General features: G+C 67.0%; 21 protein-coding genes. 16 read left to right on the plus strand and 5 right to left on the minus strand.

The window, feature by feature from the left end; genetic code table 11:
* Positions 1-33: 33 nt before the first annotated feature.
* From EYS21_RS06385 to EYS21_RS06395, 3 genes are all read right to left on the minus strand, one after another.
* Positions 34-1,191 (minus strand): alpha/beta hydrolase, encoded by a 1,158-nt coding sequence (locus EYS21_RS06385; protein ID WP_131132343.1) that lies wholly within the window; start codon positions 1,189-1,191, stop codon positions 34-36.
* A 40-nt stretch (positions 1,192-1,231) separates the two neighbouring features.
* Positions 1,232-2,065: an alpha/beta hydrolase gene (locus tag EYS21_RS06390; RefSeq protein ID WP_131132344.1), complete on the minus strand. Its 834-nt coding sequence runs from the start codon at positions 2,063-2,065 to the stop codon at positions 1,232-1,234.
* An 85-nt stretch (positions 2,066-2,150) separates the two neighbouring features.
* Complete coding sequence (locus tag EYS21_RS06395) at positions 2,151-2,819, minus strand: TetR/AcrR family transcriptional regulator (protein ID WP_131132345.1); 669 nt, start codon at positions 2,817-2,819, stop codon at positions 2,151-2,153.
* A gap of 220 nt (positions 2,820-3,039) precedes the next feature.
* Between EYS21_RS06395 and EYS21_RS06400 the strand changes: the two genes are divergently transcribed.
* From EYS21_RS06400 to atzF, 5 genes are all read left to right on the plus strand, one after another.
* On the plus strand, positions 3,040-4,542 hold the full coding sequence (locus tag EYS21_RS06400) for an amino acid permease (RefSeq protein ID WP_131132346.1): 1,503 nt from the start codon (positions 3,040-3,042) through the stop codon (positions 4,540-4,542).
* 75 nt (positions 4,543-4,617) lie between these two features.
* Positions 4,618-5,499, plus strand: a complete 882-nt coding sequence (locus tag EYS21_RS06405; RefSeq protein ID WP_131132347.1) for an urea amidolyase associated protein UAAP1 — start codon at positions 4,618-4,620, stop codon at positions 5,497-5,499.
* The gene (locus EYS21_RS06410) at positions 5,496-6,173 is read left to right on the plus strand and encodes an urea amidolyase associated protein UAAP2 (RefSeq protein WP_131132348.1); all 678 of its coding nucleotides are present in this window, start codon (positions 5,496-5,498) and stop codon (positions 6,171-6,173) included. The genes EYS21_RS06405 and EYS21_RS06410 overlap by 4 nt, the downstream gene beginning before the upstream one ends.
* The gene (uca, locus tag EYS21_RS06415) at positions 6,170-9,916 is read left to right on the plus strand and encodes an urea carboxylase (RefSeq protein ID WP_131132349.1); all 3,747 of its coding nucleotides are present in this window, start codon (positions 6,170-6,172) and stop codon (positions 9,914-9,916) included. The genes EYS21_RS06410 and uca overlap by 4 nt, the downstream gene beginning before the upstream one ends.
* Positions 9,913-11,757, plus strand: a complete 1,845-nt coding sequence (gene atzF, locus EYS21_RS06420; protein ID WP_131132350.1) for an allophanate hydrolase — start codon at positions 9,913-9,915, stop codon at positions 11,755-11,757. Before uca ends, atzF begins: the two co-directional genes overlap by 4 nt.
* Here atzF and EYS21_RS06425 read toward each other — a convergent pair.
* Positions 11,754-12,608 (minus strand): alpha/beta hydrolase, encoded by an 855-nt coding sequence (locus EYS21_RS06425; RefSeq protein ID WP_131132351.1) that lies wholly within the window; start codon positions 12,606-12,608, stop codon positions 11,754-11,756. The two genes, atzF and EYS21_RS06425, sit on opposite strands and share 4 nt — an antisense overlap.
* A 99-nt stretch (positions 12,609-12,707) precedes the next feature.
* Between EYS21_RS06425 and lysS the strand changes: the two genes are divergently transcribed.
* The 11 genes from lysS to EYS21_RS06475 all read left to right on the plus strand — a co-directional run bounded on the left by lysS (position 12,708) and on the right by EYS21_RS06475 (position 24,305).
* Complete coding sequence (gene lysS, locus EYS21_RS06430; protein ID WP_131132352.1) at positions 12,708-14,240, plus strand: lysine--tRNA ligase; 1,533 nt, start codon at positions 12,708-12,710, stop codon at positions 14,238-14,240.
* A 2-nt stretch (positions 14,241-14,242) separates the two neighbouring features.
* The gene (locus EYS21_RS06435) at positions 14,243-14,422 is read left to right on the plus strand and encodes a hypothetical protein (RefSeq protein WP_131132353.1); all 180 of its coding nucleotides are present in this window, start codon (positions 14,243-14,245) and stop codon (positions 14,420-14,422) included.
* Positions 14,423-14,554: 132 nt separating this feature from the next.
* Positions 14,555-14,884, plus strand: coding sequence for an Lsr2 family protein (locus tag EYS21_RS06440; RefSeq protein WP_131132354.1), 330 nt, complete (start codon positions 14,555-14,557; stop codon positions 14,882-14,884).
* 405 nt (positions 14,885-15,289) lie between these two features.
* The gene (locus EYS21_RS06445) at positions 15,290-17,782 is read left to right on the plus strand and encodes an ATP-dependent Clp protease ATP-binding subunit (RefSeq protein WP_131132355.1); all 2,493 of its coding nucleotides are present in this window, start codon (positions 15,290-15,292) and stop codon (positions 17,780-17,782) included.
* Positions 17,783-17,919: 137 nt separating this feature from the next.
* On the plus strand, positions 17,920-20,049 hold the full coding sequence (locus tag EYS21_RS06450; RefSeq protein ID WP_131132356.1) for an alpha/beta fold hydrolase: 2,130 nt from the start codon (positions 17,920-17,922) through the stop codon (positions 20,047-20,049).
* A 474-nt stretch (positions 20,050-20,523) separates the two neighbouring features.
* Complete coding sequence (locus EYS21_RS06455; RefSeq protein WP_131132357.1) at positions 20,524-21,033, plus strand: amino-acid N-acetyltransferase; 510 nt, start codon at positions 20,524-20,526, stop codon at positions 21,031-21,033.
* A gap of 313 nt (positions 21,034-21,346) precedes the next feature.
* Positions 21,347-22,348 carry a dihydroxyacetone kinase subunit DhaK gene (gene dhaK, locus EYS21_RS06460; protein WP_131132358.1) on the plus strand — a complete coding sequence of 334 codons (1,002 nt, stop codon included), beginning with the start codon at positions 21,347-21,349 and terminating at the stop codon, positions 22,346-22,348.
* A 2-nt stretch (positions 22,349-22,350) separates the two neighbouring features.
* The gene (dhaL, locus tag EYS21_RS06465; protein WP_131132359.1) at positions 22,351-22,983 is read left to right on the plus strand and encodes a dihydroxyacetone kinase subunit DhaL; all 633 of its coding nucleotides are present in this window, start codon (positions 22,351-22,353) and stop codon (positions 22,981-22,983) included.
* On the plus strand, positions 22,980-23,678 hold the full coding sequence (gene dhaM / locus EYS21_RS06470; RefSeq protein ID WP_131132360.1) for a dihydroxyacetone kinase phosphoryl donor subunit DhaM: 699 nt from the start codon (positions 22,980-22,982) through the stop codon (positions 23,676-23,678). The genes dhaL and dhaM overlap by 4 nt, the downstream gene beginning before the upstream one ends.
* Positions 23,679-23,757: 79 nt before the next feature.
* Positions 23,758-23,931, plus strand: a complete 174-nt coding sequence (locus EYS21_RS23355; RefSeq protein ID WP_165478254.1) for a hypothetical protein — start codon at positions 23,758-23,760, stop codon at positions 23,929-23,931.
* A gap of 92 nt (positions 23,932-24,023) precedes the next feature.
* On the plus strand, positions 24,024-24,305 hold the full coding sequence (locus EYS21_RS06475) for a hypothetical protein (protein ID WP_131132361.1): 282 nt from the start codon (positions 24,024-24,026) through the stop codon (positions 24,303-24,305).
* An 8-nt stretch (positions 24,306-24,313) separates the two neighbouring features.
* Here EYS21_RS06475 and EYS21_RS06480 read toward each other — a convergent pair whose 3' ends face one another.
* Positions 24,314-24,805, minus strand: a complete 492-nt coding sequence (locus tag EYS21_RS06480) for a hypothetical protein (protein WP_131132362.1) — start codon at positions 24,803-24,805, stop codon at positions 24,314-24,316.
* Positions 24,806-24,829 lie beyond the last annotated feature (24 nt).

A 24,829-nucleotide genomic window follows, 5' to 3' on the forward strand; every position in this document is an offset into this window, starting at 1 on the left:
CAGGCCAACTACTTCAGACCAACGCGGGGTCACTTAATGCCCATCGGGAGGCCCGAAGGGGGCCTTAAGTGACCCCGCGTTGTTGTCGAGCCACGCGTCGACCGATTCTTCCCAGAGCCCGGGCCAGCTGTTCCATTCCTGCGTGTGCCGGCAGGCCGGGAACCTGACCAGGCTGACGGAATCAGGGAAGCGGGCGGTGACCTCCTCGCTGATGCGGATCGGCGTACGGGCATCGTCTCCGCCATGAAGGATGATCACGGGAAGCGGCGGAGGAACCTGCGTGAAATCCAATGCCCGGAGGTCCAATGGCTGATTCAGGCCCACCAGCCGGTGCAGGGGACCGCCAAGCACCCGCCAAGCGCCGATGACGAAGGCAGCCGGCAGGCGCGCCGCTGCTGAGTTGGCCAACAGCGTTCGGTGCCAGTCCAGGACGGGTGCGGTCAGCACGAGGCCAGAGATCAGATCCCTGTGTTCGGATGTGTGCGCTGCGGCCAGCGCCATGGTGGCACCCAGCGACCAGCCTGACAGGATGACTGACGCAGCACCGCGCCCCGCAGCGAAGGCCAGGGCTGCCTCAACATCGGCCTGCTCGCTGGCCCCGAGGTGGTGTTTGCCGTCCGGCGTCGGGGGAGCATCGCCGTCTCCGCGAAAGGAGATGAGCAGTTGGCTGATCCCTCGCCGGTGGAAGAACGGCGCTGTGCGAAGTCCGGTGGTCCGCCGGCCGCCGAGGCCGTGGATATGGATAACCCACAAACCCTGATCGGCGCCGGGGATCAGCCACGCCGGTGCCGGTCCGGGGAGGGTGACGTCCTCGAAAGGAAGGCCGGCCGCTTCAGGGTCCGGGTAGACATAACCTGACCAGTAGCCCCTGGTGCCCGGCGTGAGCTCGCCGCTGTTGACGGCCTCCACGCGCCGGGTGACCGTGCCGGCTTTCCGGTCCTCGGACACCACGGGACCGATGCGGGCATGACCGGTGCGTTTGTCCCAGAAGAGGCTGAAGACGCCGGGAGCCGCCGTATCCCGATCAGCCACGAGGGTCACGGTGCCGTCACTGGCGGCCATAACCCTGATCCGTTCAGGACGCTGCTCCACCGGGGTGACCAGGGTCCTGGCAATGTGCAGGGGAACCCAGAGCGCGAGGGAGGCTGCCGCAACTGCCGCTGCCGTGCTGAAGAGGATCCGGTTGTCCACACCGACACTCTAGTGGCCGGCGCGCGGCGGAGCCCGGGTGTCAGCCGGCGAAGAAGTCGCTGAGTTCGGTGATGAGCTTGTCCGGGGCGCGGAGCACGCCGTCGTGGCCGGAGCCCTGCAGGATGGTGTAGCTGGAGCCGGACAGGACGTCGTGGATCTGGCCGCACGCCACACCGAAGTACGCGGGGCTCTTTTCGCCCACCACGATCAGGGTTTCCAGGGGCAGCGCCAGGAACGGTTCGGCCGGCATGTCCGCCGCGATGATCGCCTTGATTTCCCGGACGCCGGTGCGCATCAGTTCACGCATCTGCTTGCCCACATGGGTGCCGGCGGTGAGCTTGTTGGCGATGGTCAGCATGGACAGCGGCATCCGCGAGAACGCACCACCGGTTTCCAGGCCCTTGCTGAGCACGGCAAGGGCGCGATCGTCGTCGCCGGCGGCCGTGGCGCGCTCGTACTCCGCCGTCCAGTCGGCCTTGACGCTGTGGTTGACGGAGACGGCGGGGTCGTAGACGGCGAGCCGCTCCACGGGAAGCGTCCGGGCCGCGTGCAGGGCCACCGCACCGCCGAAGCTGTGCCCGAACACGTCGGTGCTGGAGGTGTGCTTCATGACGGCATCGAGGTCGCGGATGTCCGCGTCCAGCGTGTAGTCCTCGGCCTGCGGCGACGACGAACCGCGGCCGCGGCGGTTGAACGTGTGCACCGGGCGGCCCAGGGCTGCGCTGAGTTTCTGCGCAAACTTGGTGTAGTCGGCCGCGGTCACCATGGAGGCAGGCACCACCACCACGCCGGAGCCTGCGGACGCCAGTTCCGCGCCCGTGGAGAAGAGCTCGAGTGTGCCGCCGTCGGGGGTATGGATGTTCTCGCGCGTCATGTTCCGAGCCTAGCCGAGGTACCTGAGTGCTGGCAGCAGGAGTGCCCTCCATTTAGACAGAAGCCGCAGTGGGCGCACGGACTGTTCAGCCCAGGCGTGCGATGAGCGCAGAGCTCTGGCCCCGGATGGCTGGCAGTTCATTGCCCAGCCCGCACAGGATGAGCCCGGCATCGGCCGCCTGAAGCGGAGAATCGGGTGTTGCCATTCCGTCGGCCCGCAGGTTGACCAGGGATTCGACGATGCGGAACGCGAGATCGCCCGGGTTCCCCGAAGCTGCGGCAGTGCGGGCAGGGGGCAGGACGGCACCCAGTTCCCCGTACAGGTTGCGCAGTTCCTGCCGGTCCGCCAGGAACCGTGCGAACCGGTCGCCGCGGGCTTCGGGCAGGTGGTAAAGGACTCCGAGGTTCCATCGGGAGCTGCACAGTTGCGTGCCGTCATAAAGGGCGACGGCGTGAAGCCGGCTTCCCGGAGTCGCCTCACCGTGGGGCAGTGCAGCTACCGCGCGGGCAAACGCCAGCCCGGCCAGCACGGTGCCCTCGAGCAGGTCCTCGAGGATGTCGTCCTTGGTCTTGAAGTGGTGGTAAAGCGAGGACTGCCTGATCCCCACGGCGTCGGCAATGGACCGGGTGGAAGTGTTCGCGAAGCCGTGCGTCGTGAAAAGCTCGGCCGCCGCATCCAGGATTTCGTCCCGGGCAGTTGCTCCTGGCCTGGAGGGCTGTTGGCTGCGGGGGCGTCCCGGTCCGGCTGAAGTCACGGCATCATTCTTGCACCCAGACGGGCACGCCTTCGCCGCCCGGTCCGCGGGTGAGGATCCGGAAATGCTGCGGAAACAAGATGTCTATGCGCCTTTTACAGAGGCGAAACTAGTTGGGGACATCGCACTGGAAAACTATCAATTGACCGGTATTCCGCAGCTTTCGGCCGAGTGCTGCAGAACCGGCGGCCCCCCGCCATTCCAGCCCCTGGAGAATCCGATGACCTCAACCATTGCTCCCGCCGTCCACGCGGACGACGCGGATCTGACGTCCCTTGGCTACGAACCCACCCTCCACCGGAAACTCGGCCGCTACGCTTCCTTTGCTGCCGGCTTTTCCTTCGTCTCGATCCTGACCACCATCTTCCAGCTGTTCGCCTTCGGCTACTCCTTCGCGGGGCCGGCCTTCTTCTGGACCTGGCCGGTGGTCCTGGTGGGCCAGCTCCTCGTGGCCCTGAACTTTGCCGAACTGGCAGCCCGCTACCCGTTGTCTGGAGCCGTGTACCAGTGGGCCCGCCGCGTCGGGGGAGAGGGCGTGGGCTGGTTCGCCGGCTGGTTCATGGCCATTGCCCAGGTGGTGACCGCGGCAGCAGCCGCAATCGCCCTGCAGGTGGTGCTGCCCCAGCTCTGGGACGGCTTCCAGATTGTTGGCGGCGACCCCGCGCTCAACACCGTCAGCGGTGCCGCCAACGCCGTCATCCTCGGAGCGGTGCTCCTGGTGGCCACCACCATCATCAACTCACTCGGCGTGAAGCTCATGGCCCACGTAAACTCAGTGGGCGTCACCTGCGAGATCGTGGGCGTCGCGGCCGTTATCCTCGCCCTCATCAGCGCGGCCCAGCGCGGACCTGAGGTCGTCGCGGATACCACGGTGCTTCAGGGCTCGGACCTCGGCGCCGTGGGAGCCTTCCTTGTCTCCGGCCTGATGGCCGCGTACGTCATGGTGGGCTTCAACTCCGCCGGCGAGCTCTCGGAAGAAACCAAGGACCCGCGCCGCACGGCTCCGTGCACCATCCTCTCCGCCCTGCTCATCTCCGGCATCGGCGGGGCCCTGATGATCATCACCGCCCTGATGGCCGCACCCAGCCTCGACGACGGCCGCCTCGCCACCGAGGGTCTGCCCTACGTCCTCACCGCCGTCCTGGGCACGTTCTGGGGCAAGGTCCTGCTGGTGGACGTAGCCATCGCCATCTTCGTCTGCACCCTGGCCATCCAGACCGCCGGTTCCCGGCTGGTGTTCTCCATGGCACGCGACGGCAAGCTGCCCGCATCCGCCCTGCTCTCCTCGGTCCACCCCACCCGCGGCACTCCCATGTGGCCGTCGATCGCCATCGGTGCCCTGGCCGTCGGCGTCCTTGCCATCAACGTTGGCAACGCGGCCCTGTTCACCACCCTCTGCAGCGTCTGCATCGTCATGGTCTACATCGCCTACCTCCTGGTCACCGTGCCGCAGCTCCTCAACAGGCTCCGCGGAGACTGGAACCGGGTGGGTCAGGCGCTGCCGGAAGGACTGTTCTCCCTGGGACGCTGGGGGCTCCCGGTAAATATCCTCGCCGTACTCTACGGGGCCCTGATGGTGGTCAACCTGGCTTGGCCCAGGCCGGAGGTCTACGACCCGTCCGGCGAAAACGGAATCCTCCTCTACTCAGCGCCTCTGATGGTCGCCGTGGTCCTGCTCCTAGGGGTGTGGGTCCGACGGCGGAACCTGGCTTCGAAGGCCTGACGCGCCGGCGCTTCACACAGGCTTCCGGAACAACCACGCACAACAAACCACGCTTCAGAACAACACGGGATTGACATGACACAAGTAACCGAAAGCCCGGCAGCAGCCGGCACCGCCACCACGGCAGGCGCCCGCGCCCACGCCAGGGAGCAGCACGGAAGGACCGTTGACACCATGCGGCACGTGCCCGCGACCGCCGCCCCCGAACGCCTGACTGCCGGCCTCGCCGAGACCGCCGCCGCGCTCACCTGGGTCGAATCCCTGGCCTTCGGCCGCTACACCACCATGACACTTGCCCGCGGCACCAGGATCAGGCTCACGGACACCTCCGGCGACGCCTGCGTGCACGCCCTCCTCTACCGCGCCGGAGCACTGCACGAACGGCTCAACATCGCGGACACCGTCAAGGTCCCTTGGCAGGCCTATCCCTCCACGGGCCACCCGCTGCTTTCCGACGCCGGCCGCCTGATGGCCACGATCGTCACCGATACGTCCTCCCGCCACGACGCTCTGACGGGTGCCACCACCCTGGAGGGAAACACGGCACGGTACGGTGCAGGAACCGCCCACAGTGCGTCCCCTGCCGCCCGGGAACTGCTCACCCTCGGAGCACTGAAGAGCGGGCTGGGACCCCGCGATGTGGCACCGTCGCTGACCCTCTTCAAGGGCGTCAGCGTGGACCCCGCCGGCGGCATCACCTTCACCGGCAGTGCGGGGGCGGACGCCGCCGTCGAACTTCTCCTCCAGCTGGACGCCGTGCTCGTCCTTGCCAATACCGCCCACCCGCTGGACCCGCGCCCGGACTTCACCGGCACCGCCGTGGACATCGTGGCCTGGCATGCGCCGCAGGACCTGGCGGCACTGGAGTCCGGTGCACTCACCGGACCGCTGGCTACCGAACACCTGCAGGCACTGCACAACACCGAACACGATCTGACCGCAAGGAACGCCCGATGAACACCGCAACCTACACCCAGTCCGCAGCAGGCGCCCGCGACGTTGCACTGGCACCCGGCGAGGTTGTCCTCGACGAGCTCGTTGAGGCGCGCGGCCCCTGGTCTGCTGTCGTGTCCGCCGGCGACGTACTGACCATGGTGGACCTGGAAGGCAACCAGGCAGTGGACTGCCTGCTGTACGCCGCAGACGACACTAGCGTGCGGTACTCCGCCGCCATCACCATTGCCCGGCAGCAGTCAATCATCCTCACCACCGGTTCGGTCCTGCGCGCAGACACTGGCGCGCCCCTGATGACAGTTGTTGCTGACGAGGTAGGGGTGCACGACACCATCGGCGGCGCCTGCTCGCAGGAATCGAACACCCTCCGCTACGGCCAGCACACCCGTGAACAGCACGCCTGCGTCGAGAACTTCCTCATCGAAGGCTCCCGCTGGGGGCTGGGGAAGAGGGACCTGGTATCCAACATCAACTGGTTCATGAACGTTCCCGTGGACCCGGACGGTGCCCTGGGCATTGTTGACGGGCTCTCGGCAGCCGGCAAGCGCGTAGCTCTCCGGGCCGAGGTGGACACCCTGGTGCTCGTCTCCAATTGCCCGCAGATCAACAACCCTTGCAACGGCTTCAACCCGACCCCTGTCCGCATGATCGTCACCCGGCCGGAGGCTGCACAGTGAACTCTTTCGACACCCTCCTGGTTGCAAACCGCGGCGAAATTGCCTGCCGCATCATCGAATCCGCGAAGAAGCTGGGACTCCGGACCGTTGCCGTGTTCTCCGAGGCGGACCGGGGCGCCAAGCATGTCCGGCTGGCAGACGAAGCAGTGCTCCTGGGGCCGGCGCCGGCCAAGGAGTCCTACCTCCGCGTGGACGCGCTGATCAACGCCGCCAAGTCCACCGGGGCCGGCGCCATCCACCCCGGCTACGGCTTCCTGTCCGAGGACGCCGCCTTCGCCGAGGCCGTGGAAGCGGCCGGTCTCGTCTTTGTGGGCCCGACCCCCGAGCAGTTGCGCATCTTCGGCACCAAGCACACCGCGCGCGACGCTGCCCGGGCCGCCGGGGTGCCGATGATCGCCGGTTCCGGGCTGCTGGAGGATGTGGACGACGCCGTCGCGGCCAGCACCGCCATTGGCTTCCCCCTGATGCTCAAGGCCACCGGCGGTGGCGGTGGCATCGGCATGACGGTATGCTGCACCGAGGACGAACTCGTGGAAAGCTTCCCCCGAGTGGCCCGCCTCGCGGGCGCCAGTTTTGGCACGGCCGGCGTCTTCGCCGAACGGTATGTCGAAAACGCCCGGCACATCGAGGTCCAGGTCTTCGGCGATGGCGAGGGGCGGGTTGTCAGCCTGGGCGACAGGGACTGCTCGCTGCAGCGCCGCCACCAGAAAGTCCTCGAAGAGGCACCCGCCCCGGACCTGCCGGAAGGGCTGCGGGAAGAACTCCACCGCAGCTCCCGCGCCCTCTGCGCTTCCCTCAACTACCGCTCCGCCGGCACCGTTGAATTCGTTTACGACTCGACCCGCAAAGAGGCGTCCTTCCTCGAAGTCAACGCCCGCCTGCAGGTGGAGCATCCCGTCACCGAGGCCGTCACCGGCGTGGACCTGGTGGAATGGATGCTCCGTCTGGCCCAGGGCGGCAGCATAGCCCAAACGGTCCTTGGCGGAGTGCCGGACGGCCTGCCTGTGACTGGCCACGCCGTGGAAGCCCGCATCTACGCCGAGGACCCTGCCCGCGGCTTCCAGCCCAGCGCCGGCACCGTCACGAACGCCGTTTACCCGGGGGCAGAAGAAGCGAGGGTGGATGCCTGGGCGGAAACAGGCACGGAAGTTTCCACCAACTACGATCCGCTCCTGGGCAAGATCATCACCTCCGGCGCGGGCCGCACCGAAGCCTTTGACCGGCTCGCCGCTGCCCTGGAAAACACGCGGATCGACGGCATCGAAACGAACCTGGGAATGCTCCGCGCCGCCACCGCCCTGGACGTGGTCCGCCGCGTCCAACATTCCACCAGCACCCTGGACAATGTGGGCGACCCCGAACCGCGAATCTCCGTGGACCGTCCCGGCCTGCAGACCAGCGTTCAGGACTGGCCCGGCCGGACCGGACTGTGGCAGATCGGCGTTCCGCCCAGCGGTCCCATGGACGATCTGTCTTTCCGGCTTGGAAACACCGCGCTGGGGAACGCCGAAGGCGCTCCCGGCCTGGAATTCACCATGACCGGTCCAAGCCTGACCTTCACCCACCCCACCACCGTCTGCGTCACCGGCGCGGAGGCAACGGTGACTGTCGACGGGGCGGAAGTGCCCTCCTGGGTGCCGGTGACGGTTCCGGCGGGAGGAACGCTCGACGTCGGCACCGCGGCGGGGCACGGGCTCCGCGGGTACATCCTTTTCCAGGGCGGCCTGGACATTCCGGAGTACCTCGGCAGCGCCTCCACGTTCACGCTGGGCCAGTTCGGCGGGCACGCCGGACGGGTCCTGCGTGCCGGCGACGTACTCCGCGCTGTAGGGCCCGCCGCCGGCGCAGTCACAGCAGAGGTTCCACTGGACAGCCGGCCCGCGCTGGTCTCCACCTGGGAGCTGGCCGTGACGGAAGGTCCGCACGGTGCTCCGGAGTTCTTCCAGCGCGAAGACATCGAAGAGCTGTATGCCTCAGAATATGAGGTCCACTTCAACTCCGCCCGCACCGGCGTCCGGCTGACGGGCCCCAAGCCGCGCTGGGCCCGGACCGACGGCGGCGAGGCCGGCCTGCACCCGTCCAACATCCACGACACAGCGTACTCAGTTGGTGCCCTGGACTTCACCGGCGATACCCCGATCCTGCTCGGCCCCGATGGCCCCAGCCTGGGCGGGTTCGTCTGCCCGGTCACCGTGGTAACTGCCGACCGCTGGAAGCTCGGCCAGCTCCGGCCGGGGGACGAGGTCCGGTTCGTTCCGGTCCGGACCAGCCAGGCGCCGTCGGCCAAGGATTTAGGACCCGGCCGGCAGCTGGTTCTGCCCGGCGACGCCGGCTGGTCCGGGGACATGGCGAAGGTAACCGCCGCCGGAATCACCGCAGCGGCCTCAGCCCCCGCCGTCAGCATCTCGCGCGGGGATGGCGACGACGGCGTGCTGGGCCGGGTGCCGGAAGGTACCGGCCGGCCAGCGGTCACTTACCGCCGCTCAGGTGACGACAACCTCCTCGTGGAGTACGGCGAAATGGTCCTGGACCTTGGGCTCCGCGCACGGGTACACGCCCTGCACCAGCACCTCGAACAGCTCCGCGTACCGGGCATCGTGGACCTCACCCCGGGCATCCGCTCCCTGCAGGTCAAGGTTGATCCCGCGGTCCTGTCCACCAAGCGCTTGCTCGGCCTTGTCCAGGAAATTGAGGCGGCACTGCCAGGGAGTTCCGAACTGGTGGTCCCCAGCCGCACCGTCCGGCTGCCCCTGTCCTGGGACGACCCCGCCACCCGCGAGGCAATCGAACGCTACATGGCCGGTGTCCGCGACGACGCCCCCTGGTGCCCCTGGAACATCGAATTCATCCGGCGCATCAACGGGCTGGACTCTGTCAACGACGTGTTTGACACCGTCTTCAACGCCGAATACCTGGTCCTGGGACTGGGCGACGTCTACCTCGGCGCCCCAGTTGCCACCCCGCTGGATCCGCGCCACCGTCTGGTCACCACCAAATACAACCCCGCCCGCACCTGGACACCCGAGAACGCGGTGGGCATCGGCGGCGCGTACATGTGCATTTATGGCATGGAAGGCCCGGGCGGCTACCAGTTCGTTGGCCGCACCACCCAGGTCTGGTCGCGCTACGCGGACTCCGCCCCGTTCGAACCGGGTTCGCCGTGGCTGCTGCGATTCTTCGACCGGATCTCCTGGTACCCGGTCAGCCCGGAGGAACTCCTGGACCTGCGCGCGGACATGGGCGCCGGCCGCGGCCGCGGCGTGGAGATCGGGGACGGCACGTTCTCGCTGGCCGAGCACGAGGTCTTCCTCGAAGAGAACCGGGAGTCCATTGCGGCATTCCGCGAGAAACAGGGTGCGGCGTTCGCCGTGGAGCGGCAGGCGTGGGCCGACGCCGGCGAGTTCGACCGTGCCGATGCGCTCGCCGCGGTCATCTCACCGGTGGCCGATGAGGTGACCGTTCCGGACGGCGGTTCCCTCGTGGCCGCCCCGTTCGCAGCGAGCGTCTGGAAGGTGGACGTAAAGCCAGGCGACCGGGTGGTGAAGGGCCAGCCGCTGGTCTCGCTGGAGGCGATGAAGATGGAGACCGTCCTGGAAGCACCCGGCGACGGCGTGGTGCTGCAGGTCCTGCCGGCCGCCGGTTCGCAGGTGGTAGCGGGAGAAGCAGTGGTGGTCCTCGGGAGCGCCGATGCGGGCCTCGGGTCCGTCACCGAAGCACACAAACTGGAAGAGGCAACAGTATGAACACCGTAACCATCGGCGCGGCGAGCACCCGGGTCCGGGTGGCGCTGGCCGCCCTGGAAACAGTGGACCGTCCGGAAATCTGGATCACCCTCCGCGGTGCTGATGACCTGCTGGCCGAGGCCGCCGCCATTGACGCAGCAGTGGCCGGCGGCGCCGAGCTGCCGCTGGCCGGGCTCCTGCTTGCCGTCAAGAACAACGTTGACGTCGCAGGAATCCCCACGACGGCGGCGTGCCCTGGTTTTGCCTACCTGCCGGAGAAGGATGCAGAACCGGTGGCCCGCCTCCGCGCCGCCGGCGCCCTGGTGCTGGGCGCCACCAACCTCGACCAGTTCGCCACCGGCCTGGTGGGTACGCGAAGCCCGTACGGCGCGGTCCGGGATTCCCGCCGCCCGGACTACATCTCCGGCGGCTCCAGCTCCGGTTCCGCGGTAGCTGTGGCACTCGGCCTGGTGGACGTCGCCATCGGAACGGATACGGCAGGATCGGGACGGGTGCCGGCCGGATTGCAGGGCATCGTGGGCATCAAACCCACCCTGGACGTTGTGTCCACCGCCGGTGTGGTGCCAGCCTGCCGATCCTGGGACGCCGTCACCATCTTCGCCCGCCACCTGTCAACGGCTGAACTTGCCATGGGCGCGATGGCGGGAGGATACCGGGCCTGGCCGGCGGACATCCGGCTGGCGGCGCCGGAGAAACCGCGGGTCGCCTACCCTGCGTCACTTCCGGCGCTTCCGGAGGCCTGGGCAGCCGAATTCCACCGCAATATCGACCGGCTTAAGGCGTTGGGCGTGGAGGCGGAGGCGATCGAATTCGATGCCTTCCTCAAGGCCGCCCGGCTGCTGTATGACGGCGGGCTCGTGGCGGAGCGTTACGCCGCCGTGGGTGGGTTCCTGGAGATGTACGACGGAGAAACGGACAGCCAGGCGGGCATCGACCCCACGGTGGAGGGCATCATCCGGGCGGCGGGCAAGGTGCCTGCCCACCAGTACGTCTCTGACACCGCGACGCTGGAAGCACTGAAGCAGAAGGCGATGGCACAGTTGGAAGGGTTTGACGCCCTGCTGGTCCCCACCACCCCGTTCCATCCCACCCTTGCTGAGGTGGCCGTAGACCCGGTGGGAGTGAACTCGCTGATGGGCACCTACACGAACTTCTGCAACCTGTTCGACCTGTGCGCCGTTGCCGTTCCTTCCGGCGAGGTGGACGGCGCCCAGTTCGGTCTGACCGTCGTGGGACGGACGTTCGACGACGCCGTCGCCGCGGACATCGCTCGCCTCCTGGAGGCAACCCCGGACGTTCCGGTGCTCTTCGCCGAGGGAGCGGCTCCGGCAGCCGCGAACGAAACGGTCCACCCGTCGTCGTCCGTTCCCTGGCCTGTGGCTGCAGGCGCAGCCGCTGTGCCGCTGGTGGTGGTCGGCGCCCACCGCAAGGGACAGCCGCTGGCTCCGCAACTCGAGGCGCTCGGTGCCGCCTGGGCGGGTCCCGTGCGCACCGCGGCCCGCTACCGGATGGTGTCCCTGGACACCGTGCCGCCGAAGCCCGGGATATACCGTGCGGAGGACGGCGGAGCCGAGCTTGTGGGTGAACGGTGGCTCGTCTCCGAAGCCGGGCTGGGGGCGTTCCTGGCTGCCCTGCCCGAACCCATGCTGCTCGGATCGATGGAACTGGCTGACGGTTCCAGGGCTGTGGGGTTCGCCTGCGATGCAGTGGCGGCCGCGCAGGGGGACGACATTACGCGCTACGGCGACTGGCTGGCAGCCAAGGACCACGTGACTCAACCCAAGAGCGTGTGGCAGACCCTGGGAGATGCCGCGTTGGCAGGGTTCAGCCGCGGAGCTTAGCCCCGGAAGTACTCAGAGATATCCGTCACAAGCTCCTTGACGGCGGCAGGGATGGAGCCATGGAAACCTTTGGGCGACAGCTCGAAGGTGCTCCCGGGAACCGCGGCGTGGAGCCGCCTGGCCGTGACCTTGTAATAGCCGGGGCTTTTGCCGCCCACCATGAAGTGTGTGTTGGCAGGCAGGACGGCGAAATCGCGGACATGCTCGGCCTCATCGTAGGCGGCGCGCAGCTCGCCCACCCCCGTGGGCATGAGCTCCCGGAACATCCGGTTGATCTTCGTCCGCGACACCAGCGCCATCAGTCCGGCCAGGACGGGTTCGGGGATTTTGGAGAGGGCGGTGCCGGGCTGCATGCCTTTCTTCAGCCGGGCCAGGGCATGCCCCACGTTGCCGGCGTCGACTGCGTCTTCGAAGTCGTCCAGCCAAGCGGTGTCGATGCTGCCGTCGATGTTCACCGCGGCGTCGTACACGCACAGCTTGTCCGGAACGTAGCCGGTCCCGGTGAACTCCTGCACGGCGTTCAACGCGACGGAGCCGCCCAGGCTGTGTCCCAGGATGTTGCGGGCGCCGGTGGTGTCCAGGACCGTGCGGAGGTCGGCGATTTCGGTGGCCATGGAGTAGTCCGCCGGCTGGTCGCTGGACCTGCCGCGGCCCCGGCGGTCGTAGACGTCCACCGCCCAGCCGTGGCCCAGGCCCTTCGCCAGCGCCTGGGAAAACGGGCGGTAGATCAGGGCGGTGAGGAAAGCGCCGCCGATCAGCACCACGCGGCGTTCTCCCGGCGCGTCCACGGTGCCGTAGCTGTACAAAGCCAGCCGGCCGCCGTCGTGCGTTGGAACTACCTGTTCTTTCACCCTCCCCATCCTAGGGCGGGGGCTCCGGCGCACCTTGCGGCGAAGCCGGCAGGACGGCCGCGAAGCCGGTATGCCGAACTCCCGGTAAACTTGGGGATTGTGACTTCCCAAAACACCCCCGCCCCCAAGAATGCCCCAGAGCCCCTCGACGCCAGCGAACAGATGCGCATCCGCATGGAAAAGCGCGCCAAGCTGATCGAGCGCGGCAGCCAGGCATACCCGGTGGGTGTTGAGCGCACGCACTCCCTCACCGAGATCCGCGAAAAGTACGCGCACCTCGAAGCCGACGAGACCACCGGCGACGTTGTGGGCGTCACCGGCCGCGTGGTTTTTGTGCGCAACACCGGCAAGCTGTGCTTCGCCACGCTGCAGGAAGGCGGCGTTGACGGCAAGGGCACCCGGCTCCAGGCCATGCTCAGCCTCGCCAACGTGGGCGAAGAAGCGCTCGCCGACTGGAAGGCCCTGGTGGACCTTGGCGACCACGTGTTCATCAAGGGTGAGGTGATTTCCTCCCGCCGCGGCGAGCTGTCCGTGATGGCCGACTCCTGGTCCATGGCCTCCAAGGCGCTCCGCCCGCTGCCCGTCCTGCACGCGGAACTGAACGAGGAAACCCGCGTCCGCCAGCGCTACGTTGACCTGATGGTGCGCGACGAAGCCCGTGAAATGGTCTACACCCGCGCCGCGATCACCCGCTCCATCCGCGAGAGCCTGCACCGCCACAGCTACGTGGAGGTGGAAACGCCCATCCTGCAGCTGGTGCATGGCGGCGCCCTCGCGCGCCCCTTCGAGACGCACATGAACGCGTTCGACCAGAAGATGACGCTGCGGATCGCCACCGAGCTTTACCTCAAGCGTGCGGTAGTGGGCGGCATCGACCGCGTTTACGACATGGGCCGGGTCTTCCGCAACGAGGGCGTGGACTCCACCCACAGCCCGGAATTCACCACCCTCGAGTGCTACGAGGCCTGGGCGGACCAGTTCGTCATGGCGCAGCGCATCAAGGAGATCATCCTCGACGCCGCCGATGCGGTGGGCGTCGGCCGCACCCTCCAGACCGAGGCCGGCGAGATCAACCTCGACGGCGACTGGGCCTGGGTCTCCGTCTACCCCGGACTGTCCGACGCCGTTGGCCAGGAGGTCACGCCCGACACTTCGCTGGAGGTGCTGCGCGAAATCGCCGAAAAGCACGAGGTCAAGGTGGACCCGAAGTGGGACGCCGAGAAGCTCGCCGTGGAACTGTTCGGAGAAATCGTGGAGCCCACGCTCCTGAACCCCACGTTTGTGTACGACTACCCGCCGTCCGCGCAGCCGCTGGCCCGTCCGCACCGCGAAGACGGCCGGCTGATCGAGGCCTGGGACCTCATCATCGGCGGCATGGAGCGTGGTACGGCCTTCTCCGAACTGATCGACCCCGTCATCCAGCGCGAGCGGCTCACAGAGCAGTCCCGGCACGCGGCCGCCGGTGACGACGAAGCCATGCAGCTGGACGAGGACTTCCTCCGTGCCCTCGAATACGGCGCGCCGCCCATGGGCGGCATCGGCCTGGGCATCGACCGGCTGGTCATGCTGTTCACCGGTGCCGGCATCCGCGAAACCATCCTTTTCCCGCTCCTGAAGCCCGAAGGCCACTGAGCATGGAATATGTAGCCGTACTCCTGCCGTCGCTTGTAGTGGGCCTGCTTTTCTGGTTCGCCATGAAATCGATCTTTAATGCAGATAAGTCCGAACGGCAGGCCGAAGCACGCGCCCAAGCCGAGGCCGAAGCACGTTCCGCTGCGCCTTTGAACGGGCCGGACACGGAATCCGATAAATAAATCGAAAGTAGTTTCCGGAAATATCCCCAGGAACCTATTGGCGCTTTGACGCGTTGCCTTAAAGAGGGCCATACTTTTTACAGGAACATCCTGCTTTTCTGACAACCCGAACCTTCCCAAGAGGACTATTTAATGGCACAGAAAGTAAACATCATCCTCGTAGATGATCTGGATGGGGGATCCGCGGACGAGAATGTCCGTTTTGGCCTCGATGGGGTCAGCTACGAAATTGATCTGTCCTCGGCGAACGCGGCCGAGCTCCGTTCGTCCCTGGAGCGGTTTATTGCCGCAGGGCGCAAGACATCCGCAGGCCGGGCCACCCGTGCCAAGGCGGTTGTTGGTGCCCGCAGCAATGACTCTGCCCAAATCCGCCAGTGGGCACGGGACAACGGCTACACGGTTAACAGCCGGGGTCGAATTCAGGCTGAAATCCAGGAAGCCTACCAAAAGGCTAATTCCTGATAACAGCCCCTCGCCGGCGTAATGGGCCCTGTCTTCACCCTCGGGTGGAGGCAGGGTTTTTTGCTGTCAATTGAAGAATGTGTAAGGGTCGCGCGCGTAGCCCCAAAAAGCCCTTGCTGCCAGCTCGGGAGCCCCGCTCGAATTAGCCCTCCCGAATCGATGCGTTGCGGCAGCCTTGAATGTCTGGAAAAAGCGCGTCCCGGCGGTTTACGGCAATCCTTGGAGCTTTGTTCCTCGCCTTAGCTGCACCCCTTGGTGCAACCGATGCCTGGGCATCCTGGCCCGCCGGGAAGGCTGCCGAAGATATTCCCGCGCCAGCCACGGTTTCCCCTGTGGCGAACACGCTCCACAAGACTGGGTCGGCCACGTAGCATCAAAGTACGTCGTAGCTAGGAGTGTGGCGAAATGTTTGAGCGATTTACGGACCGTGCCCGTCGCGTAGTTGTGCTTGCCCAAGAAGAGGCACGCATGCTGAACCACAATTACATTGGTACCGAACACATCCTCTTGGGTCTGATCCATGAAGGTGAGGGCGTTGCCGCCAAGGCTCTTGAGTCCTTGAGCATTTCGCTCGACGGCGTGCGCGAGCAGGTGCAGGAGATTATCGGCCAGGGCCAGCAGGCCCCGTCCGGCCACATCCCCTTCACCCCCCGCGCCAAGAAGGTGCTGGAGCTCTCCCTGAGGGAAGCCCTGCAGCTGGGCCACAACTACATCGGCACGGAGCATATCCTGCTGGGACTCATCCGCGAGGGTGAGGGTGTTGCTGCCCAGGTGCTGGTGAAGCTCGGCGCAGACCTCAACCGCGTCCGCCAGCAGGTCATCCAGCTCCTCTCCGGATACCAGGGCAAGGAAGCTCCCGGCGCTGGCGTCGGCTCCGGCCAGCCCGAAGGCACGCCTGCCGGTTCCGTGGTCCTGGACCAGTTCGGCCGTAACCTGACCCAGGCTGCGCGCGAGAACAAGCTCGACCCGGTTATCGGACGCGAATCCGAAATGGAACGCGTGATGCAGGTCCTGTCGCGCCGCACCAAGAACAACCCTGTCCTGATCGGCGAGCCCGGCGTCGGCAAGACCGCCGTCGTCGAAGGCCTCGCCCAGGCGATCGTCCGCGGCGACGTACCGGAAACCATCAAGGACAAGCAGCTGTACACCTTGGACCTCGGGTCCCTGGTGGCAGGCTCGCGGTACCGCGGTGACTTCGAAGAGCGCCTCAAGAAGGTCCTCAAGGAGATCCGCACCCGCGGCGACATCATCCTCTTCATCGACGAGATCCACACCCTCGTGGGTGCCGGCGCCGCCGAAGGTGCCATCGATGCCGCGTCCATCCTGAAGCCCATGCTGGCCCGCGGTGAACTGCAGACCATCGGTGCCACCACCCTGGATGAGTACCGCAAGCACATCGAGAAGGACGCCGCCCTGGAGCGCCGCTTCCAGCCGATCCAGGTCAAGGAGCCCTCCGTTGCGCATGCAATCGAGATCCTCAAGGGCCTGCGTGACCGCTACGAAGCGCACCACCGCGTCACCATCACCGACGGCGCCCTCGCCTCGGCCGCCGCCCTCTCCGAGCGTTACATCTCGGACCGCTTCCTGCCGGACAAGGCCATCGACCTGATCGATGAGGCCGGCGCCCGGCTGCGCATCCGCCGGATGACCGCCCCGCCGGAGCTGAAGGCAATGGACGAGCGGATCGCCAAGCTCAAGATGGAGAAGGAGTCCGCGATTGACGCGCAGGACTTCGAAGGTGCTGCCGCGCTCCGCGACAAGGAGCAGAAGCTCATTACCGAGCGCTCCGAGAAGGAACGCCACTGGAAAACCGGCGGCATGGACGACATCTCCGAGGTGGATGAGGATCTCATCGCCGAGGTGCTGGCCAACTCCACCGGCATTCCGGTCTTCAAGCTGACCGAGGAAGAATCCTCGCGCCTGCTGAAGATGGAAGACGAACTGCACAAGCGCGTGGTGGGCCAGAACGAGGCCATCAAGGCCCTGTCCCAGGCAATCCGCCGCACCCGTGCAGGGCTCAAGGACCCCAAGCGGCCCGGCGGCTCGTTCATCTTCGCCGGCCCCACCGGCGTCGGCAAGACCGAGCTGGCCAAGGCGCTGGCGGAGTTCCTGTTCGGTGAAGAGGACGCCCTCATCACGCTGGACATGTCCGAGTACTCCGAGAAGCACACGGTTTCGCGCCTCTTCGGTGCCCCTCCGGGCTACGTCGGTTACGAGGAAGGCGGACAGCTGACCGAGAAGGTCCGCCGTCGTCCGTTCTCCGTGGTCCTGTTCGACGAAGTGGAAAAGGCCCACGCGGACCTCTTCAACTCCCTCCTGCAGATCCTGGAAGACGGCCGCCTGACCGACTCCCAGGGCCGTGTGGTGGACTTCAAGAACACCGTGATCATCATGACCACCAACCTCGGCACCCGGGACATCTCCAAGAGCGTTGCCACCGGTTTCCAGTCCGGCACCGACACCCAGACCGGCTACAACCGGATGCGTGCCCGCGTGACGGAGGAGCTCAAGCAGCACTTCCGCCCGGAGTTCCTGAACCGTGTGGATGACGTTGTGGTGTTCCCGCAGCTGACGCAGGACGAGATCATCGAGATCGTGGACCTGTTCGTTGGCCGCCTGGAAAAGCGCCTGAAGGACAAGGATATGGGCATCGAGCTCACGCCCAAGGCCAAGGTGCTCCTGGCCACCCGCGGCTACGATCCCGCCATGGGTGCCCGGCCGCTGCGCCGCACCATCCAGCGCGAGATCGAGGACCAGCTCTCCGAGAAGATCCTGTTCGGCGAAATCCACGCCGGCGACATCGTTGTGGTGGATGTGGACGGCGACGGAGACGAAGCCAAGTTCACCTTCGCCGGCAACGCCAAGCCGCGCATCCCGGAAATCGCTCCGAGCGCCTAAGCACCAAAGCAAAGGCCCCGCCCGCTCCCACCTAGGAGCAGGCGGGGCCTTCGCTTTGCGTCGGAGGATGTGAAAGTGTCGTTTCACTCTTAGTGAACTCGCTGTGATCTGGCGCACAGGCGGTGTTGAATCGGGGCATGGCAACTGAGAATCCGGCGATCCCGGGCGAGCAACCTGAAACCCCTTTCCACGACCTTGACCACTACCTGGCCACCCCGCGCGTCAGCGGCCTGTCCCTGAGCCCGGACGGCCGACGGCTGGTCACCACCGTGTCCACGCTCAACGGCAAAGGCACTGAATTCGCCACCGCCCTCTGGGAGCTTGATCCCTCCGGGGAAAAGCACGCCCGGCGCATTACGCGCAGCGCCAAGGGCGAGGCCGGTGCTGCCTTCGCGGCCAACGGCGACGTCTACTTCACCTCAGCCCGCCCGGATCCGGACAGCCCGGAGGGCGATCCGGTAAGTGCCCTCTGGCTCCTGCCGGCCGACGGCGGTGAGGCGCGCGTGGTCCTCTCGCGTCCCGGGGGCGTTGGCTCCGTCATGGCCGCCCGGAACGCGGATGCCACCTTCGTCACGGCGGAGATCCTGGCCGGGTCAGCCGACGAGGATAACGACGCCGAGCGCCGCAAGGCCCGCAAGGACAACAAAGTTTCCGCCATCCTGCACAGCGAATACCCGGTCCGCTACTGGGACGCCGACCTGGGACCGGGGCAGCCGCGGATCTTCGCCGTCGAATCCGGCGATGAGAAAGAACCAGGCAAGCCAGCCACCGTGGATGCGGCGCCGCCGCTGCAGCTACGCAACCTCACCTCCGACGCCGGCCCGCGGCTCCGCGAGGCCGAAACGGTGGTCAGCCCGGACGGCCGGACCATCTATACGAGCTACACCAGGCCCCTGGCCAAGGCGGACAGCCGCTCGGTCCTGGTCGCCGTGGACGTGGCCACGGCAAGCCAGAAGGTGCTCCTGGACGAGGAGGGCATGAGCTACTTCCCGGGCCCGGTCAGCCCGGACGGGAACACCCTCGTGGTGCTCAGCGAGAGCGACACCACCCCGCACGAGGCGCCGCAGGTCAAACTGCACCTGCTGGACGTTTCAGGAACGGCGGACGGTCCAGCCAGCAACAACGGACTCACCCCGCTGGTGCCTGACTGGGACCGCTGGGCCAAGCCGGCGGCATGGCTGCCGGACGGTTCGGGCCTCCTGGTCACCGCGGACGACGACGGCGCGTCGCCCGTTTTCCGGATCAGCGTTCCGGCCTCTGCGGCGGAAGTGAGCGTCACCCGGGTGACGCAGGACGCCTCGGCGTACACCGACGTCGTGGTTTCCCCTGAAGGCCGCAGCGCCTACGCTCTGCGCAGTTCCTACGAATTCCCGCCCGAGGCCGTCCGGATCGACCTGGAAACAGGGGAGACCACCAGGCTGCCAGCTCCGGCGGAACGGCCAAAATATCCCGGCCGGCTGGAGCGGCTGGCGGCAACTGCGCCGGACGGCACCCGCGTGCCCGCCTACCTGGCACTGCCCGACGGCGCGTCGGCTGGCTCGCCCGCGCCCATGCTGCTGTGGATCCACGGCGGCCCACTGGGATCATGGAATGCCTGGACCTGGCGCTGGAACCCCTGGCTGCTCACGGCGAAGGGTTACGCGGTGCTCCTGCCCGACCCGGCGCTGTCCACCGGCTACGGCCAGGCGCACATTCAGCGGGGCTGGGGAGAGTGGGGCAAGGCCCCGTTCACGGACCTGATGGCCGTCACCGATACCGCCGTGGCGCGTCCGGACATCGATGAGACCCGGACCGCTGCCATGGGCGGGTCCTTCGGCGGCTACATGGCCAACTGGGTGGCAGGCCAGACGGACCGCTTCAAGGCCATCGTCACGCACGCCAGCCTGTGGGCCCTGGACCAGTTCGGCCCCACCACGGATGCGTCCCAGTACTGGCTCAAGGAAATGACCGAGGAGATGGCCCTCGACAACTCGCCGCACCTGCACGTCGAAAAGATCAGCACGCCCATGCTCGTGATCCATGGCGACAAGGACTACCGGGTGCCCATCGGCGAAGGCCTGCGGCTCTGGTACGAACTCCTGTCCAAGTCGCAACTGGCCGCGGACGAAGACGGCCAGACCCCGCACCGCTTCCTGTACTTCCCCGACGAGAACCACTGGATCCTGCAGCCGCAGCACGCCAAGGTCTGGTACGGCGTCGTGGAAAGCTTCCTGGCGAAGAACGTGCTGGACGAGGACTTGCCTGTGCCTGCGGAGCTCGGTCTCTAGTCGCCTTCGGCTCTCCTTACCGCCCGCTTGGTCGCCTCCCGCTATGGTTAGCTCCGGCTCGGAGGCTGGGACATTTCCCGCGTGCTGCTCGTACCTCGCTCTGACGCACGCTACATAAATGTCCCAGCCTCCTTCGCCTCGTGCCGGGCGTCACCCCGGGATGCAGCTAATGGCCCCCTTCCTCGCCCGGCGGCGTCACGGGGAGCGCGGTTTCGGGTTGCAGGTCGGGCGCAAACCCCGCAAACTCAGGGGCCGCGGTGAGCCGAGGCGCTAAAACCGTGTCTGGCGTGACGCTTGAGGCGACTGACGCACGAGGCGCAGACCGCCAGGCATTTGTGTAGGCGCCGTCAAAGCGACGAAGGAGCAGGCGCCGGCAAATGTCTGGGGGTTGGCGCCGTACCTGGCGCCGGTACCGGAGCGCCCCAACCCGGCACCGTCAACGAGCCGCAGCGATCGCCTCGTAGGATTGACCCTGTGACTGACTCCTTCCAAATCCGCCCTGCCCGTACCGGCGATGTGGCCGCCATTAAGAGACTGGTGGCACCCCTGGCGGACCAGCGGATCCTGATGGCCAAGGAGACGGTGGCCTACTACGAGAGCCTGCAGGAGTTCCGGATCGCAGAATCGGCCGACGGCGAAGTCATCGGCTGCGGCGCCCTGCACGTGATGTGGGAAGACCTGGCCGAAGTCCGCACGCTTGCCGCGTCGGACGCGTGGCGGGGCAAGGGCGTGGGCCACGTGCTCGTGGAGAGCCTGCTGGAAGGGGCCCGTGCGCTCGGCGTTGCGCGCGTTTTCTGCCTCACCTTCGAGGTGGACTTCTTCAAACGCCACGGCTTCGACGTGATGGAGGACCAGTCCGCGGTGGACCCTGTGGTCTACTCCGAACTGCTTCGCTCCCATGACGAAGGTGTGGCCGAATTCCTTGACCTCGCGAGGGTGAAGCCCAACACCCTGGGCAATACCCGCATGATCAAGTTCCTCTGACCTCTTCCGCGCAGCCTCAACAGCCGCCCGATCAACAGCAGCCCCGCCGTCCCCGGACGGCGGGGCTGCGTCATGCCAGGACATCTCCTTGCTTTAGTCGATTTGATGGATAAACTATGGAGGGCCTGTGTTTGGGGGCACGTGCGCAAGGGACAGTCATTGGGGGCTGTCCCTTCGTCGTTCCCGGCATTGGGGCGGCAGCCAGAGGGACAATGCCGTGGGCTCGCGGCAAGCGGCCGGAACTACCGCAGGTTCGGCGGCGGTAGTAGGGTCAAAGTGACACCCGCCAGACGGACCGCCCGGGAGCGCCGCCATGAAAAAACTCATCAATGATCCCCGCGCCGTGGTGGACGAGTCGGTGGACGGCTTTGGCTTGGCCCACGCGGATCTTGTCGCCGTCAATGCGGAGCCCCGGTTCATCACCCGCAGGGACGCGCCGGTCTCCGGCAAGGTGGGGCTGCTTTCCGGCGGGGGAAGCGGCCACGAGCCGCTGCATGCAGGCTTTGTTGGCATGGGAATGCTCGACGCCGCCGTGCCGGGGGCAGTGTTTACCTCGCCGACGCCGGACCAGATCCTTCCGGCGACCCAGGCAGTTGACTCCGGTGCCGGCGTCGTCCATATCGTCAAAAACTACACCGGCGACGTCCTGAACTTCGAAACCGCCGCCGAGCTGGCGGAGGCGGAAGGCATCCAGGTCCGCACCGTCCTGGTGAACGACGACGTTGCCGTGGAGGACTCGCTGTACACGGCCGGGCGGCGGGGTGTGGGCGGCACCGTGCTGGTCGAGAAAATCGCCGGTGCCGCTGCGGAGCGTGGCGATGACCTGGACTCCGTCGCCGCCATCGGCGAGCGGGTGAACAGCAACGTCCGCACCATGGGCGTTGCGCTGTCGGCATGTACCGTGCCGCATGCAGGCTCGCCCAGTTTCGACCTGGAGGACAACGAGATCGAGATCGGCATCGGGATCCACGGCGAACCCGGCCGGCACAAAATCCCGCTGGAAAACGCCGACACCATCACGGACATGCTGCTGGAACCCGTGCTCAGCGACCTGGGCATCGCGGCCGGTGACAAGGTGCTCCTGTTCGTCAACGGGATGGGCGGGACGCCGCTGAGCGAGCTCTACATTGTGTACCGCCGTGCCGCCCGGGTGACCGCGGACAGGGGCGCCACCGTGGAACGCTCGCTGGTGGGGAACTACGTCACCGCCCTGGAGATGCAGGGCTGCTCCATTTCGGTCCTCCGGCTGGACGATGAGCTGACCGGGCTCTGGGACGCCCCCGTGCACACGGCCGCCCTGCGCTGGGGAGTGTAGCCATGGTGCTCGACGCGAACTGGGCCGTGAAGTGGCTGACGCTCTGCGCGCAGGCCATGGCGGAAAACCGGGTGTGGCTCATCGAACTGGACCGCGCCATCGGGGACTCGGACCACGGCGAAAACATGGACCGCGGCTTCCAGGCGGTGCTGGACAAACTTGCCGAAGTGCCGCCTGAGACGCCCGGGGCCGCACTCAAGCTGACGGCCATGACGCTGATCTCCAAGGTGGGCGGCGCTGCCGGTCCGCTCTATGGAACCGCCTTCCTCCGCGCCGCCGCATCGCTGGGCGACACGGTGGAGGTGGAACCGGCTGCGTTCGCAGGGGCCCTGCTCGCGGCCAGGGACGGCATCGTGGCCCGCGGCAAGGCGGAGCCGGGTGACAAGACCATGGTGGACGCGTGGACGCCGGCCGCCGAAGCTGCCGTTGCGGCCGCCGCGGACGGGGCAGGCAGTGTCCTTGAGGTCCTGGTGGCCGCCGCCGAAGCCGCCGAGGCAGGCGCCGCCGCCACAGATCCGATGGTTGCCCGTAAGGGACGCGCCAGTTACCTGGGGGAGCGGAGCGCCGGCCACCGTGATCCGGGAGCGGCCTCCAGCGCGCTGATCCTCCGCGCGGCAGTCGGGGCCGCGGCGTGACCGTTTCCCTTGTTGTCGTTTCCCATAGTGAAAAGATTGCCGACGGCGCCGCCGAACTTGCCGCGCAGATGGCACCTGATGTCTCCATTGTGGCCGCCGGGGGCACCACGGACGGGCGCATCGGCACCAGCCTGGAGAAGGTCATGGCTGCCCTTGAGCAGGCTGCCGGCCCGGATGGCGTGGTGATCCTGACCGATCTGGGATCCGCCGTAATGACCGCGGAATCCGCCCTGGAGTTTGCGGGGGAGCCCGACGGCGTGGTGCTGGCGGACGCTCCCTTGGTTGAGGGACTGGTGGCCGCCGCAGTGGCGGCGCAGGGCGGCGCGGACGTGCACGCCGTCAAACGTGCGGCGGAAGCGGTGTACGGCTCCGCAACGGGAGTGCCGCCGTCGTCCTCCATCAGTGCCGTCGAGGAGGGCTCAGTGACGGGGGCAGGACCGGAGTTCACCGGCGACTTCGAACTCATCAACCAGGCGGGCATGCATGCACGCCCGGCCGCCAAAATCGCCGGCGGACTCTCATCGCTGGACGCGCGGGTGACCGTCAACGGCCTGGACGGGACCTCAATGACGGCACTGATGACCCTGGCAGCGGGAAAGGGCTCGGTGCTGCATGTGGAAGCCTGGGGCGTCGACGCCGAGCGGGCGGTCAACTATGTTGGCGGACTGGTCCAGGCCGGATTCGGTGAACCGTAGGGCTTTGCCGGTGCCAACTTTGGGCCCTCCACGGTGTGTTCACCCGGTCCTGTCAGGGCCTGCGAATATCATCGATGCCATGGAACGGCTCGACATCGATGACAACTGCCCGCCGCTGGTGGTTCTGGACGGACAGACATCCATCGAGGAGTTATTCGCCGAACTTGGGTTCGAGTGGCGGGCGGATTCGGGCCTGTCCGGCCCGGACGGCGGTGCGGCAGGCGGAATGACCGGCCAGGCCACCCTGTTCTGACCGGCGTGAACTCATCACCCCGGGTTCATCCGCCGTTAAGGACGGTGCCCTAGATTGTCCCTTCAGGCACTCTCTGCTCGAAGGGATCCATCATGGCCAATATTGCTGAAATTCTGGGCAGGCTAACCCCTGAAGAACTCGACGGACTGCGGAGCCTTGGCCCCCAGGGCCATCTGACCAAGCCCCTTGTGGAAGCCCTGGACCGGGCCGCCGGAGGGGCCGGTGCCGGCCGCGGCTACTACGTGCCCACCGGCAGCGTCAGTGAGACAGGCGGCCCCCATCTCGTCCTGCGCAGCGACGTGTCCGCGTGGCTTTTCGGGACAGCCCCGCAGATACCCCACACCGGGGCATCCGACCCCGCCGCCCAGCAGTAGCCGGGGCGTCAGGGAGCCTGGCGCAACCCGCCGGCGTCGAGCACTACGGAAGCGGTGACAAACCTTCCGCACTGCTCGCCGTAGGGGAAATCGCCGCGGGGACGGAAGTCCAGCGTCCGCACCGGCAACGCTGACCCGTTGGAGGAGGTTCCGGTGGCCGTCACTGCCATCGGCGATTCGGTCAGGGAATCCAGGAACAGCATGCCGATCATGGTTCCGTCAGGCGACACCGTGGCCGAACAGGAGCCGTCCGGCCTGCAGCCCTGGTCGATGGACACACTGCCCTGCCGCAGCTCCAGGGCATCCTCCGTGCACACGCCGTCCTGGCAGGCCTTCAGGCGGAGGGTGCCCACCTGGGGCACGTAGGGGGCCGCCACGGTGACCGACACCACCGACGCCTGCGCGATCGCCGGGCACGGCGTCTCGTAAGGGTAGTAGTAGCAGCCAGAGGTGAGCGCCGTCGTCGATATCAGTGCCAGAATTACCCCGGACTTGCGCATACTTCAGCGTAGGACGGGCAGGCC

Source organism: Arthrobacter sp. S39, from assembly GCF_004320525.1.
In the GTDB taxonomy this organism is placed as follows: Bacteria; Actinomycetota; Actinomycetes; order Actinomycetales; family Micrococcaceae; genus Arthrobacter.